We start from the raw sequence: 14,071 nt of genomic DNA, 5'->3' as shown, positions 1-14,071 counted from the left end.
CTTTTTTTATGATTACATATAACCCCAAATTAGTGTAAGTAGGGTACCAAATACAGTAACAAGGGCAATAGCAATAGCATAGTAGATAGTTGTATATATCGTATTTTTATCTTTTGATTCTCCTGCGTGCATAAAGAATACCAATTGTAATGCAGCTTGAATAAATGCTGTAATAACTAATATCGTCATTCCCATTTCAAATGACATATCAAGGAAGTAAACAGTTAGCGCAACAGCAGTGAGAACAAGAGAAGATACAAATCCCATCACTTGTTTTGCAGGAAATAATTCTTTCATGTTTACATCATTCCTTTCAGATAGATGAAGCTGAAGATAAAGATCCAGACAACATCTAGAAAATGCCAATAAAGTGAGAATATAAAGGACTTATTCGATGTTTCAGGTGTAAATCCACGTTTCTTAATCTGTAGGAAGATAAATAATCCCCAAAATAAACCGAATGTAACGTGGGCACCGTGTGTACCTAATGTTGTCAATAGTATTGCTGTGAAGGCACTAGTTTGTAATGTAGCACCTTCATGGTAATAGTGTATGAACTCATAAATCTCTAAACCTAAGAATGATAAGCCTAAAAGTAAAGTGATTGCTAAGAAGGCTAGGGTTGCTTTCTTATTTTGAATACGCATAGCGTGAATTGCTAAACCAATTGTGAAACTACTAGTTAATAGAATAATTGTCTCCATTAATACTGGTGTAATTTCGAAGATTTCTGCACCACTCGGCCCATTTCCTATTCCATTTTCAAGTGTGAAGTAGGATGCGAATAGGGTACCGAATAACATGATTTCAGCACCAAGGAAAATCCAAAAACCTAGGATGTTCATTTGATTTTGCTGTGTGCTATATTCAAGAGGTTGCGATTGATCTATTTTCATTCTTTAGCACCTCCAAAGTTCTTTTCTGTTTCGTGTATTTCTTCTTCTGAGATATAACGTCCATGATCATTTTCAAATGTGCGATAAGCCATACAACCGAAAATACCTAGTGCTGAGAGGATAACACCAACCCAGATACTAAATACAAACGAGAAACCAAATATAAAGAAGAATCCAGCCATTATTATTGGTAAACCACTGTTGTTTGGCATGTGAATCTTACTAATTTTGTCCTTAAATAATTGGTGACCATTTTTCTTTGAATCCCAATATGCTTCAGATGAATTAACAACTGGTGTCACAGCAAAGTTATATTCAGGAACTGGAGTTTGAGTTGCCCATTCTAGAGAACGTGCATTCCATGGGTCCTGACCAACATTTCTTGGAGCATAACGGAAGCTATAGTATACGTTATACACGATTAAGATAAAGGCGATTGCCATTAATCCAGCACCAAAGAAGGATAGCATATTTAATGGTCCGAAACCAGTTTCTTCAGAGTACGTGTACATACGACGTGCTTGACCGTCAAGTCCTGTAATATACATTGGGAAGAATGCTAAACAGAATCCAATGGATAGGAACCAGAAGCCCCATTTACCAATACGTTCATTAAGCATAAATCCAAACATTTTTGGCCACCAGTAGGTAAGACCTGCTAGCATTGCAAACACAACTCCTGGAATGATTACATTATGGAAGTGTGCTACTAGAAACATAGTGTTGTGGTATTGGTAGTCTGCACTAGCAATAGCTAGCATGACACCAGTTACACCACCAATTGTAAATAAAGGAATAAATCCTATTGAGTATAGCATTGGAACGGTGAAACGGATTTTACCTTTCCACATGGTTAATAACCAGTTAAATATTTTTATTCCAGTCGGTACAGCAATAGCCATTGTTGTAATGGAGAATATTCCATTTACTAGTGCACCATGTCCCATTGTAAAGAAGTGGTGAACCCAAACCAAGAAGGACATAAATGAAATAAGAACCATTGAACCAACCATTGATTTATATCCATATAGATTTCTTTGTGAGAAGGTAGCTATTACCTCACTATATACACCAAAGGCTGGAAGAATTAAGATATATACTTCAGGATGTCCCCATACCCAGAAGAGGTTGGCCCAGAGCATATCCATACCACCGTTGGTTGACGCAAAGAAATGCGTTCCAAATTGACGATCAAATGTCCCCATTAATAATGCAATCGTTAAAACAGGGAAGGCAAAAACAATAATAACGTTTGTAATGAGTGCAGACCATGTGAACATAGGCATCTTCATTAATGTCATACCTGGTGCTCTCATTTTAAAAATGGTAACAATGAAGTTAATACCAGTCATTAGTGTACCTAGACCAGAAATCTGTAAGGCCCACATATAATAGTTAACTCCAACAGTTTCACTGAAGTCTGTTCCTGCGAGTGGGAAATAATTCGTCCATCCTGCATCTGGGGATCCCCCGATGACAAACGAAATATTAAATAGCATTGCACCTGCAAAATACAGCCAAAAGCTTATTGCATTAAGACGAGGGAATGCAACGTCACGCGCACCAATCTGTAGTGGTACAACAAAGTTCATCATACCGATAATAAATGCCATTGCCATGAAGATAATCATGACAACACCGTGAGTTGTAAATACTTCATTATAATGTTGTGCATCTAAAAATGTATTGTCTGGCACAGCAGTTTGTAAACGCATCATAACTGCATCTGCCCCACCACGGAATAGCATTAGAATTGCAGATATCATATACATAATACCAATTCGTTTATGGTCAACTGTTGTCAACCATTCACGCCATAAATATCCCCATTTTTTAAAGTAGGTAAGTCCAAATACTATCGCCAACATTACTAGACCAATAGCAACCATTGATGCATAAATCAATGGGCTTGGATGGGGGATGGCAAATCGTTCAAAGAATTCCATTTAAATAAACTCCTTTCAAGAGGTGAGTCTAAATATTCGTTATACGAAAAATTTTTTAAGTTCAAACTTAATGACCTGAATGTTCATCATGATTTTCGTGATTTTCATGTTCTTCGTGATCTTCATGCTCTTCATGATTGTCATGATCTTCTGCAGAATCCCCATGATTATGCCCAGAATGTTCACCTTCAGGGGCAGGTCTAAAGTCTAAGTGTGTACCTGTAAATGTCATTTGTCCAAGATGTCCAGGTTCTAGTAATTTATCAAATTGTTCTTCTGTAAGTGGTTCTGCTGTTGCGTGAATTTCTTCTACCCATTTGTCAAATTCACTAGGCGCTAGCGCTGTAGCTGTGAATGTATTTTCAGCAAATCCCTCACCACTAAAATTAGCATTACGTCCAGCATAATCACCTGGTGTTTCAGCTACAATATTAATTTTGGTTACCATATCTGCCATTGCATATTTTTGACCAGCAAGTTGTGGTATCCAGAAGCTTGTAATAGGACCGTAAGAATATAAACGGAATTCAACAGGACGGTTTGTTGGTAAAAATACATAATTTAATGTTTCAATGTCCTGTTCCGGATAACTAAAATGCCACTTCCAATCAGAAGAGGATGCATAAATTACTAATGGTTCCTGATTTTCGTAGCCTTCAGGTACAGTTTCCACCTCATATGTTGATTTCACGGATACAATCGATAAGAAAGCCACAATTAATATAGGAATACCAATAATAATAGCTTCGACAATTGGATTACCTTCAATATGTGGTGGTTCGTAATCCTCAGATTGTTTGGATGCTCGATATTTTACAAGCATAATTGTTAGAAGTACGATAACAACAATAACGATGATGGCCATTGTTATAATAGATAACCAAATAACATTAGCTGTTGTTTCTGCTTGTGGCCCTTTTGGATCAAGTACTAATAAAGGTTCACAACCAGCAAGTATTGTAGTAATCAAAATAGCAATTGAGATAAATGCTAACTTGAGTTTCATATTTTTGCTCCTTTCACCGATATGGTTACTGTTCATAAATTGGACAAACTTGTGCTTTTGTTCACAAAGTATCGCTACTTTATATTATTACGCTGTAATTTTTATTACAATACTTTGAGAAAGGCTTCACAAAATGTTCACGAAGATTTGTCTTTTTCGTGTATGAAGGAGTGAAATGCTAGGTAAATCAGGGAGTTACTGGGAAAGAAGGGGATAGTTTCATCGATAATGAATGGCAACTTGACAGTGACTAACATAAAAAAGGGTGTTCCTAATTAATTTGGAACACCCTTTTCATATATTTGTTTAGGCCCACCTCTTGGCCAATAACTTAGAAGAAATATAGTTATTTGAGTAAACATACCTAACTAACTACCTAGGACGGGGATTTGTTCCCCCGTCTTGGCGTAGTTCAAGAAGTTAATTCCTTTAAATTATAGCCAAGCAGCACCTACGATGATTAGAAGGATAAATAACACGACAATTAATGCAAAGCCATTATTATATCCTCCGCCGCCGTAGCCGTAACCGCCATAACCGCAGCCGTATCCCCATGACATTCTACATCCCTCCTAACATACAGTATCAAGGTAAATAGGAGGTTAACCTCCTGCGAAAAACACTAGGTTATTAGTGTTTGTTAATACTATATGAATACATAGTCAAAGTGACTGGGATAGATACCTATTTTCTTCTTAACTGTGCTGATGCCTAGGTATGGATGAATGCAATTTTTTCAGAGGGTATTTGTAGTAATTCCTTACTTTCTTTACCTGTTTGGTGCATGTACTCTTTAACTAAATAATATCCGACACCATAGCCTGCCATGGTAGGGTAGAAGTCTAGTCCATATAGAATTTTATGAGCTCTATTACTATCTTTCGGTAAATCTTTATTTGGAAGTAGTAGTTTTTTCCACATGTCCTGCAGTTCATTATCGGAATAGTATGATGTCCAAGGTGCAAGTAATCTTTCTCCAAATCTTTCAGAAACCGCATTCTCTGCTAAACCTTCCATCACAATTAAATCGAGTAACGTGTAGTTTTTTCTTTTTTGGATTGTGAATTAGTCTGCAACAGTGATTAAATTCGTGTGTAAACAAGGCTCTAATCTCATTTAACTCACTATCCTGTGAAATAAATAGAAATAATTTATCTCGAAATGCAAGACCAGCCCTACCATTATATTGCTCTCTAATATTACGGTCATAGGTATTAGAAGGGAGAATAAATATTGGAACGTCCTTCCCATGCCACTGTTGTTTTAGTAATTGTTCGTCTTTTTGAATGACTTTCCAAATGTTTTTTCTTTTCCAGGTATTTAAGAAAGTGTTTCCATCAGAATCAGGTTTATAATACATACCATGTTTGATAAGTAGATCCTTTATCTCTTTAGGATTAGAATTTGGAAAGTAAGTGGAGAGCTTCTTAAATAGCTTTTCTGGGGTATGGTATGCTATTTCTAGCCATTTGTTTGTATTGATTACGGTCACATGACATACACTCCATTCTTTTAACAATATAATTAATTCTATATGAGGAAAAAGGATTCGATTAGGAACCGAATCCTCTTATTCGAAGGTAGGAAAGTAGTCCAGTAATTAGCAAAAGTACTATTAGATGGTAATAAATTGATATTGGAACTTTGGCTAATTAATCCATATATAACTAAAATATGAGGATTCCTATAAATGTAGTGGGCTAGTCAAAAAAGAGAAGTTGACATTAAGAGTTTTTCTTTTCTTCAACTTTTGTGAAAGAAAGGATTTCTTTATATATTTCCATCGGTTTTTCTTCTGTAACTAAATGTCCGGCTTTGTCATACGAAATTAATCTTGAGTTAGGTAGATCCTTGGCTAGCTTTTTCCCTATGACCAGTGGAACTACTTTATCTTGCTCTCCCCATAAAAGTAGGGTCGGAGTATGTATGTTTCGAAGCTGAACACTAGTTAAATCACCTTCACGATGTCTTAGTAGTCTAATTAGTGACTTTGGGAAATTTTTATCTTGTAAAGGTCTTCCATACTCTTCAATTTGATCTTCTGTAATGAGAGAATGATCATAAAATACATTTCTAAGATTATTGACTACGCTTTGTGAATTAATTTTCTTCTTAGCAATTAAATGAAAAAAGGGAAGGTATGTACTATAAATCAAGTGTTTTTTTGCTCTTGGTAAATATCCCGAACTACAACATAACACTAATTTTTTCACTCTTTCCGGTGCTTTAAGTCCTGTATATAAAGCAATTTGACCTCCCATGGAATGACCAGCCACAACTGCCTCACCTATACGGAAGTAATCCAAGCATTCTAGTACCAGTTTTGCGTAATTTTCAAATGAATAGGTAAATGAGATAGATTTTTCACTCTTACCAAATCCAGGTAAATCGATGGCAATCACAGAGAAGTTTTCAGCTAACAATGGTTTCAATTGGTTAAATGTATAAGAGGATGCTACAAAACCATGAATTAAAAAAATAGTTGGTTTGTCTTGTAGTAAATACTCACAATAGATATTTGTATTTTGCAATTTTAGACTCGTACTTGAAAATTCCATTATCATGTCACCTCATAATTTATCATAAATATAGGAAACTGTAGGTATATTTTGTGTATATTCTCAATAATAACTTGTTATTATTTTTGATTGTTCTTTCTATTGTTACACACTATGTCTGTCAGCTAAACCTAACAAATATAGTTTATCACTTTAGCATATTAGCGCATTAGGTGTTTAGTCCTGCATCAAATACAACATATCCTAATGACTTTCCCAACTTTTATGGGTTCGTATGCTCATTAATTAACTTTGAAACTCCCATATACTTAACATGTAAAGAAGAGAGGAGGAGTTTCATGAAGAAGAAAACTTGGTTAGGTGGTTTACTATTTGGGGCAGCCCTACTGTTAATCCCGGTAGTAGGAAGTGCTGCGGCAGATGAGGGCAAAATTGAAAAGGTTTCCAGCACCTCTGTTTCTGTTGAAAAAGGGGAACATGTCAAAGGTGAGGTAATTGTTAAGTTTAAGGACACCGTATCGCTATCACAACAAGATAAGTTGTTACAAAACCTAAATGCAAAGGTAGTAGCAGATGTGGATGCGGTAAAGTCACCATTTACAGTGCTAGAGGTTGGGAATGTAGAAGCCGTTGTGAAGGCTTTAGAAAACAATCCTAATGTTGAGTATGCAGAGCCTAACTATATTTTAAATGCAACATGGTCTCCAAACGATACGTATTTCAGTCCTAGTTATCAATACGGAATCTTCAACACAGATGCAGATCATGCATGGGATGTTGCGCGTGGTAGCTCTAGTCAAGAAATTGCTGTCCTAGATACAGGCGTCGATTATACACATCCTGATTTAGATGGCAAGGTTATTCGTGGTTATGACTTTGTACAGAACGACAACACACCACAGGATCAAAATGGTCACGGTACACATGTAGCGGGTATTGCGGCTGCAGAAACCAATAATGCCACTGGTATTGCGGGAATGGCACCTAATACAAAGATACTAGCAGTTCGTGTGTTAGATGCAAATGGTAGTGGTTCATTAGCAGATATTGCAGATGGTATTATTTATGCTGCAGATGCTGGAGCGGAGGTAATCAACCTTTCATTAGGCTGTGATTGCTCGACAACTACACTACAAAATGCAGTAAACTATGCATGGAATCGTGGATCTGTAATAGTGGCTGCAGCTGGTAACGATGGTGTAAGCACAACTTTCGAGCCTGCTTCTTATGCAAACGTTATTGCAGTAGGGGCTACAGATTCTTCTAACCGTAAGGCTAGCTTCTCAAACTGGGGTACATGGGTAGATGTGATGGCACCAGGAGTTGATATTGCTTCAACTTACCCAGGTAATCGCTATGTATACCTATCAGGTACATCAATGGCATCACCTTATGTTGCTGGTCAGGCCGCACTACTTAGAGGTCAAGGCAAGAATAATGTTCAAACACGTGCAGCAATTGAAAATACCGCTGTATATATGAGTGGTGTTGGTACCTATGTTCAACACGGACTAATTAATGTTAATGCTTCTGTCCGTTACTAAAATATAGTAATTACATAAGGGTCTGCTCCTATTGGGCAGACCCTTATTTTCATTCTTCCTTTTTATTCTCTATACTTCTCCGATCAATATAGATATTAGGTGAACGATATTCTTTCATGGCACGGATGTCACTTCCTGCCGCTTTAATAAAGGATATTCCTAGTAATGTCATGATAAACATAACTGGAAAACCAGCGATAATGCTGGCGGTTTGGAGAGTTTCTAAATCTCCGATGAACATAAGGACTAATGGTAGCAATAATAGCGCGAAAGCCCAGAATAGCCTATTCCAGCGTAATGCTTCTCCACCAGGAACTCTTTTTTGGACGACAGCTGCGAGAATGTAAGAAGCAGAATCGAATGTAGTGGATAAAAATATTACAGATAAAATAGTGAATATCAAGACGATGAAACCAGATATTGGTAATTGGTTTAAAATTTCAATGATGGTAGCTGGTGCACCATACTCGTTCATATAGTTAATAACATCAAATGAGCCTGATAGTTGTAAATACAGTCCAAAGTTTCCGAGTATCCCAAAAAACATAACACTACCAAGGGTTCCATAAATCATGGTTCCTAATATCATTTCTTTTATGGTCCGTCCATAAGAAATTCTTGCAACAAATAAACCGACAAACGGAGCATATACTGTCCACCATGCCCAATAAAAAATAGTCCATGATTCAGGGAAACGAGTTTCTGGATACGTTTCAATAGATGCTAATGGTTCTAGCCAAGTAGCCATACGAAAAAATTTATCAACGAGAAGGCCTAGGCTAGTAAAGGTTGTTTCACTGATAAATAGTGTTGGACCGAAAATAAAAATAAAGGCTAAAATAAAGAGAGCTAGCCAAATATTTATGTCACTAAGTACTTTTATTCCTTTATTTAATCCAGAATAAGCACTTATCGCAAATATTACCGTACAGAGGAGCATAATAACCGCCTGCAAACCAAGTGTTACAGGGATTCCTGTTAATTCACGTACCCCTTCTGCTATCATTGGTGTTCCAAGTGCAAGCGTTGTACCAGCGCCACCTAATAAACCAAAGATAAACAGAACATCAATGATTATTCCTAATGGTCCATCTGCGAGCTTTCCGATTACTGGTTTTGTAGCGGCGCTAATTTTGAGGACGGGTTTTTTGCGTACATAATAGAAATATGCAATTGGAAGGGCAGGTAATGTATAAAGTGCCCAAGCAATAGGTCCCCAGTGAAAGATACCATATGTTGTAGCCTGTTCTATTGCTTCCTTTGTCATTGGTTCTATACCAAAGGGTGGACCCTGATAATAGTAAGCCCATTCAATCATTCCCCAATATAGAATGCTCGCTCCGATACCTGCAGAGAATAACATTGCTGCCCATGAAAAGGAACCAAACTCTTTTTCTGTTCCTCGCTTTCCTAATTTTATTTTTCCATATTTACTAAATGCCACATAGAGCAAAAAAATAAATGCTAATAGTCCAAGGGCTAGATATAGAATACCAAAATTACCTGTAACAAAATTATTTATGATATTAAGTACTTCCGCACCGGCCTCAGGAAATAATATTAACGGTAGTGTAACGGCCAATAATACTACTAATGCCCCTATAAAAGTTGGCCAATCAATAAGCTTTGTATTCATGCTGACATTCCTTCCTTTTGTAGCTTTACCATATATCTTTAATATGTTCAACTTTCCAAATTTCCTTCATCTCATATGCAAATTCATTTATTATTTATACACTTGCTTTTCTTTTTTTCTTCTATCATGTAAATTGAAAATTAGAGATACTAGAAGGGAGAGATGAGTTTGGTTGATAAAATAGGGATTGATGCTGGGGGATCTCTTGTTAAGGTTGCTTATCAGGAAAAAGAAAATTTACATATAAAAACTTTCTCCAATCAGGATTTAGAAGAAGTGGTCAAATGGCTAACCTTCCTATCCCCAGAAGCAATGCTTTCCATTACTGGTGGTAAAGCGAGTATTTTGCAATCTAACTGGTGTCATAACAGTGTTATAGTAAATGAATTTGAAGCGGTTGTTTCTGGAACGAGATACTTGCTTCAAGAAAATAATGTATTAGATGAAGAGTTTATTTTAGTAAATATCGGTACAGGTACGTCGATATTTCATGTAACTTCTGACACCTACGAGCGTGTTCTAGGAAGCGGAATCGGGGGAGGAACCTTAATGGGTCTAGGTTATCTTATTACCCATCGTACAGATTTTCAAACCTTTACGAGTATGGCTAACTCGGGAGATAAACGAAATAGTGATTTATTGGTTCGGGATATTTATTACCCAGAGGAACCACCGATTTATGGTGACCTGACTGCTAGTAATCTTGGGAAGGTTCATTTGAATAAGGAAGCATCTTCTAATGATTATCTGTCTAGTGTTATGCAACTAATAGGGGAGACCATTATCCTCCTAGCGCGACAAGTAGTCTCTACGAAGAAAGTCTCCAAAATTGTCTTTATTGGGGGAACTGTTGAACATAATAAACCACTACAAGATGTGTTTTTAAGTTTTAGAGAAATGATGTCATATGAACCAATCTTTCTAAACAAAGGAACACACGCTGGTGCAATTGGTGCGTTAATAAGAAAATAAAGAGGATACTTCAGGGGAGAGAATCCACCTCTGAAGTATCCTTCTCGTTAGGCACGATGTCCACCAATCTTTTTACTTCGGTCTAATGTAACTCCAGCATCAGTAAAACTACTAGCCCTAAGAATTGCGGTGGCACCGTATTTATCACGAATAGCATCCATCACATAGCCGATATCAGTTTTTTTGGAACGATCCTCGAATAAATCTAATTGTACCTCGGCTTTTTCATATAAATTATTTAAGGTAACATATACATGACGAATATGACTATGTCCATCATAAAACTCATGGAAAAGCTGCATACAAACATGATATATATCCATTGTGACATTAGTCGGGATTGGAATAGAGCGTGAGCGAGAGAATCCGCCCCCGCTTTCTTTTGAATAAGCGATTCCAAGATGGATGGTCTTTCCGGTTTTTCCTGCTGTTCTCGCTCTTCGACAAACTTCTTCACAAAGGTCTAAAATACAAACAGAAACTTCCTTCTCCGTGTAATCCCTTAGAAGGGCAATTCCATGGCCGAATCCTTTTTGTTCATGCTTTACAAAGTTTCCATATACTGGACTTAAATCAATTCCCCATGCATGCCAATACAGTTGTTCACCCATGACACCGAATCTTTTTTTAAACGGTTCAAGTCAAATCTCGCGAGCTGTCCTAGTGTAATAATTCCCATGCGATTTAGGTTTCGCTTCATCCTGCCACCAATGCCCCAAATATCTTCGACAGGGGATGGCCAGAGTTTTTCTTCTACATCTTCATATCGACATTCTGCTATACCGACCTTTTTGGCGTGTAAATCCATGACTACCTTAGCTAAAAATTTATTATCACCAATTCCAATCGAACAAGTAATTCCAAAACTTTCGAGTATATCTTGTTTTATCTTTTCGGCGATTTCAATAGGTGCACCAAATAACTTACTAACTCCGTCAAGGGTTACCCATACTTCATCAACAGAATATTGATGGATAGCTTCTTTGGGAGCATATTGATTAATTAGTCTGGTGATTTCTACCGAGACTTGAAGGTAGTCAGCCATATGAGCGGGCACGATATGGATATTTGGATCATTTGGTAGTTCAAAAAATCGACTGACATTACTAATTCCGTACCTTTCTTTTAAGGCGGGGGAAGCTGCGAGAACAATACTTCCAGACCTACTTGGATCTCCCACAACAGCTAGCATTGTCTTCATGGGGTCTAGTCCTAATTTAACTGCCTCTACGCTAGCGTAAAAGGAACGCATATCTATACAAAGTACATCATGACGGGGATAAGCCGAATAATCCATTATGTTTCACCACCAACAAGAACGTTTGTTCCTATTATAGGTATTTTTAATGGAATTATCAATGGAAATTTATCCCGCATAGCATATGATGTTGTATTAGAAAAAACTAGAGGAGGAAACAGGATGTATTATTATCCAGTCTACTACTATCTGCCTTATCCTTATCAAACGAATGTATATCGTCAATTTCCGGAAGTAGATCCAGGATTTCTATATGATTCAGCTAATGAAACGAGAAAATTAATGAAAGAGGCAAGTATTGTATTAAACCGTTTTGCAGATTCAAAGGAATTTGATAAAAAAGTCATGGCGGCTGCACAGGAATCGAACATGGTTGAGGTAAAGAACTTAATAAAATCAATTGGCATAACATCGGAGGTTGATGTTCATTTTAATCCGGATGGTTTACGGATGGAATTTAATTCTAAGGTAAAAGAGACAGACTGTTGCAAACTAACAATAGCACTAAGGTGGAAATAACCCGAACGCCAAAAATGCCAGTCGGAGATTCGACTGGCATTCCTATTCTTTAAAGTAAAAGAAAGAAGGTTGCGTTATATTTGATACTTGATTTCCCCATCAATAATTGTCATTTCTACTTTTGTTTTTAATAATTCATCAGGATTGTCCATTGTAAATGGGTTATGGGAAAGAACGGTCATGTCTGCTAACTTCCCTCTTGAGATGGTTCCTTTGACGGTTTCTTCATTGGTTGCATAAGCAGTAAATTCACTAAACAGTCGAAAAGCATCTAACATAGAGAGTTTTTCGCTTGGATTATACCCATCGTGTGACTCTCCAGGAGTTTTTCTTGTAACAGCTGCATGAATACCGAGCAGTGGGTCAACGGGTTCGACTGGTGAATCAGAACCCCCAGCGCAAATAACCCCATTATCTAGTAGTGTCTTCCAAGCATAAGATGCTTTAGTTCGCTTTTTGCCAAGCCGTTCTTCTACCCAAGGAAAATCACTCGGAACAAATTTAGGCTGAATGTCTGCTATACGAGTAGGTTTTGCTAAACGACTGATTAATTCTTTACGAAGTACTTGGACATGTATTAATCTGTCACGATAGTGGACGGCTGGAAACAAATCTAGAACATCCAGAACATTTTCCAATGCTTTATCACCAATGGTATGTACCGCAATTGGCATAGATAAATCTCTTGCTCTTCTGACAATATCGGTAAGTGCTTCTTGATCAAACATAGCTTCTCCGTAGTTACTAGGATCATCATGATATGCCTCAGATAATAGTGCTGTTCTTCTACCGAAAGCACCATCAGCAAAAATCTTTACAGCGCCAATTTGAAGTGTCTCATTCCCGAATCCAGTATACATTCCTGATTCATGTAAATCATCTAAGAAGTCATGATTAATTAATAGATTAGCACGAAGACCGAGTTTTTCATCATTTAATAGAGAGTCATAAATTTTGTACGTTTGGTCTAGTCCACCAAGAAATAATGGGTCATTCGTATGCACACTAGTTAATCCCTTTTGTAAAGCATGTTGAATAGCTTTTCGCATGGACTTCCTGATTTCATCATATGACTTTTCAGGGACATGTTGGGTGAAAATAGTAGATGCCGACTCCAGTATTAAGCCAGTCGGCTTCTTTGTTGTTTCATCTAGTACAATAGATCCGCCTTCCGGTATCGCCATGGAAGAATGGTAACGACTTCTTTCGAACGCCTTGCTATTTGCCAGAGCTGCATGAGTACATACTCTAGTTAAAAATATTGGATTGTGAGGGGCAACATGATCAAGCTCCTCTATCGTAGGAATATGGCCATCCGTAAAGAGATTTTCATCCCACCCACTACCAAGTAACCACTCATCTGGTTCTAATTCACGTGCTTTAGCTTGAATCCGTTGTAACAAATCAAGTTTAGAAGTTATTCCAGTCAAATCAAGGTTAAGAAATTGCTCGGCTATTAGAGATAGATGAAGATGACTATCTACTAAGCCAGGTGTCACGGTTCTACCACCGAGATTGATAACTTGTGAATTTGAATTATTCCAGTGCAAGAGCATGTCACGCTCTGAACCGAAATCAATAAATCTACCATTTTCAGTTACAACTGCTTGAACGAAGGGTGTAGTAGGATTAAATGTATAGAAGTTCCCATTTGTATATATTTTTCGCATGATATTACTCCTTGGATAATTAGGATACATTCCATTAAAACAGTTCCTTTTAAATATATAATGAAATTAGAATTATCATACTAGTCCAAAGGGCATCAGTCAATA

General features: G+C 37.2%; 11 protein-coding genes and 2 pseudogenes. 3 read left to right on the top strand and 10 right to left on the bottom strand.

What is annotated here, in order from left to right:
- Positions 1–12: 12 nt before the first annotated feature.
- The 7 genes and pseudogenes from qoxD to G5W_RS0111800 form a co-directional block, all read right to left on the bottom strand.
- The gene (qoxD, locus tag G5W_RS0111830; RefSeq protein WP_010096910.1) at positions 13–297 is read right to left on the bottom strand and encodes a cytochrome aa3 quinol oxidase subunit IV; all 285 of its coding nucleotides are present in this window, start codon (positions 295–297) and stop codon (positions 13–15) included.
- Between the two features lie 2 nt (positions 298–299).
- Entirely contained in the window at positions 300–896 is a 597-nt protein-coding gene (qoxC, locus tag G5W_RS0111825) for a cytochrome aa3 quinol oxidase subunit III (RefSeq protein ID WP_010096909.1), read from the bottom strand.
- Positions 893–2,842: a cytochrome aa3 quinol oxidase subunit I gene (qoxB, locus tag G5W_RS0111820; protein WP_010096908.1), complete on the bottom strand. Its 1,950-nt coding sequence runs from the start codon at positions 2,840–2,842 to the stop codon at positions 893–895. Before qoxB ends, qoxC begins: the two co-directional genes overlap by 4 nt.
- A 67-nt stretch (positions 2,843–2,909) precedes the next feature.
- Positions 2,910–3,848, bottom strand: a complete 939-nt coding sequence (gene qoxA / locus G5W_RS0111815) for a cytochrome aa3 quinol oxidase subunit II (RefSeq protein WP_010096907.1) — start codon at positions 3,846–3,848, stop codon at positions 2,910–2,912.
- A gap of 434 nt (positions 3,849–4,282) precedes the next feature.
- Complete coding sequence (locus G5W_RS24880; RefSeq protein WP_010096906.1) at positions 4,283–4,408, bottom strand: YjcZ family sporulation protein; 126 nt, start codon at positions 4,406–4,408, stop codon at positions 4,283–4,285.
- Positions 4,409–4,559: 151 nt separating this feature from the next.
- Positions 4,560–5,208: pseudogene (locus tag G5W_RS24295) on the bottom strand (DUF2268 domain-containing putative Zn-dependent protease).
- 364 nt (positions 5,209–5,572) lie between these two features.
- On the bottom strand, positions 5,573–6,406 hold the full coding sequence (locus tag G5W_RS0111800) for an alpha/beta fold hydrolase (RefSeq protein WP_010096903.1): 834 nt from the start codon (positions 6,404–6,406) through the stop codon (positions 5,573–5,575).
- A gap of 299 nt (positions 6,407–6,705) precedes the next feature.
- Here G5W_RS0111800 and G5W_RS0111795 point away from each other — a divergent pair, with 299 nt between their 5' ends.
- Positions 6,706–7,911, top strand: coding sequence for a S8 family peptidase (locus G5W_RS0111795; RefSeq protein ID WP_010096902.1), 1,206 nt, complete (start codon positions 6,706–6,708; stop codon positions 7,909–7,911).
- 49 nt (positions 7,912–7,960) lie between these two features.
- Here G5W_RS0111795 and G5W_RS0111790 read toward each other — a convergent pair whose 3' ends face one another.
- Positions 7,961–9,547 carry a BCCT family transporter gene (locus tag G5W_RS0111790; RefSeq protein ID WP_010096900.1) on the bottom strand — a complete coding sequence of 529 codons (1,587 nt, stop codon included), beginning with the start codon at positions 9,545–9,547 and terminating at the stop codon, positions 7,961–7,963.
- A gap of 168 nt (positions 9,548–9,715) precedes the next feature.
- Between G5W_RS0111790 and coaW the strand changes: the two genes are divergently transcribed.
- Positions 9,716–10,519 (top strand): type II pantothenate kinase, encoded by an 804-nt coding sequence (gene coaW, locus G5W_RS0111785; RefSeq protein ID WP_010096899.1) that lies wholly within the window; start codon positions 9,716–9,718, stop codon positions 10,517–10,519.
- Between the two features lie 47 nt (positions 10,520–10,566).
- Here coaW and G5W_RS22225 read toward each other — a convergent pair.
- Positions 10,567–11,816, bottom strand: a pseudogene (locus tag G5W_RS22225) (DNA polymerase IV).
- A 123-nt stretch (positions 11,817–11,939) separates the two neighbouring features.
- Here G5W_RS22225 and G5W_RS0111775 point away from each other — a divergent pair.
- Positions 11,940–12,296 (top strand): YuzC family spore coat inner layer protein, encoded by a 357-nt coding sequence (locus G5W_RS0111775; protein WP_010096898.1) that lies wholly within the window; start codon positions 11,940–11,942, stop codon positions 12,294–12,296.
- Between the two features lie 74 nt (positions 12,297–12,370).
- On the opposite strand, the gene G5W_RS0111770 is transcribed toward G5W_RS0111775, so the two are convergent.
- Positions 12,371–13,966, bottom strand: a complete 1,596-nt coding sequence (locus G5W_RS0111770) for an amidohydrolase (protein WP_010096897.1) — start codon at positions 13,964–13,966, stop codon at positions 12,371–12,373.
- Positions 13,967–14,071 lie beyond the last annotated feature (105 nt).

The organism is Ornithinibacillus scapharcae TW25, from assembly GCF_000190475.1.
GTDB classification, from domain to species: Bacteria; Bacillota; Bacilli; order Bacillales; family Amphibacillaceae; genus Ornithinibacillus; species Ornithinibacillus scapharcae.
Note: the sequence above shows the minus strand (reverse complement) of the source record. Positions and strands in the feature narration are given on the sequence as shown.

Excerpts from the sequence above, each read along its gene's own strand:
- G5W_RS0111795 (WP_010096902.1), top strand. The coding sequence starts at position 6,706 with ATGAAGAAGAAAACTTGGTTAGGTGGTTTACTATTTGGGGCAGCCCTA.
- qoxB (WP_010096908.1), bottom strand. The coding sequence starts at position 2,842 with ATGGAATTCTTTGAACGATTTGCCATCCCCCATCCAAGCCCATTGATT.
- G5W_RS0111770 (WP_010096897.1), bottom strand. The coding sequence starts at position 13,966 with ATGCGAAAAATATATACAAATGGGAACTTCTATACATTTAATCCTACT.
- qoxA (WP_010096907.1), bottom strand. The coding sequence starts at position 3,848 with ATGAAACTCAAGTTAGCATTTATCTCAATTGCTATTTTGATTACTACA.
- qoxC (WP_010096909.1), bottom strand. The coding sequence starts at position 896 with ATGAAAATAGATCAATCGCAACCTCTTGAATATAGCACACAGCAAAAT.
- G5W_RS0111790 (WP_010096900.1), bottom strand. The coding sequence starts at position 9,547 with ATGAATACAAAGCTTATTGATTGGCCAACTTTTATAGGGGCATTAGTA.
- G5W_RS0111775 (WP_010096898.1), top strand. The coding sequence starts at position 11,940 with ATGTATTATTATCCAGTCTACTACTATCTGCCTTATCCTTATCAAACG.
- G5W_RS24880 (WP_010096906.1), bottom strand. The coding sequence starts at position 4,408 with ATGTCATGGGGATACGGCTGCGGTTATGGCGGTTACGGCTACGGCGGC.
- G5W_RS0111800 (WP_010096903.1), bottom strand. The coding sequence starts at position 6,406 with ATGGAATTTTCAAGTACGAGTCTAAAATTGCAAAATACAAATATCTAT.
- qoxD (WP_010096910.1), bottom strand. The coding sequence starts at position 297 with ATGAAAGAATTATTTCCTGCAAAACAAGTGATGGGATTTGTATCTTCT.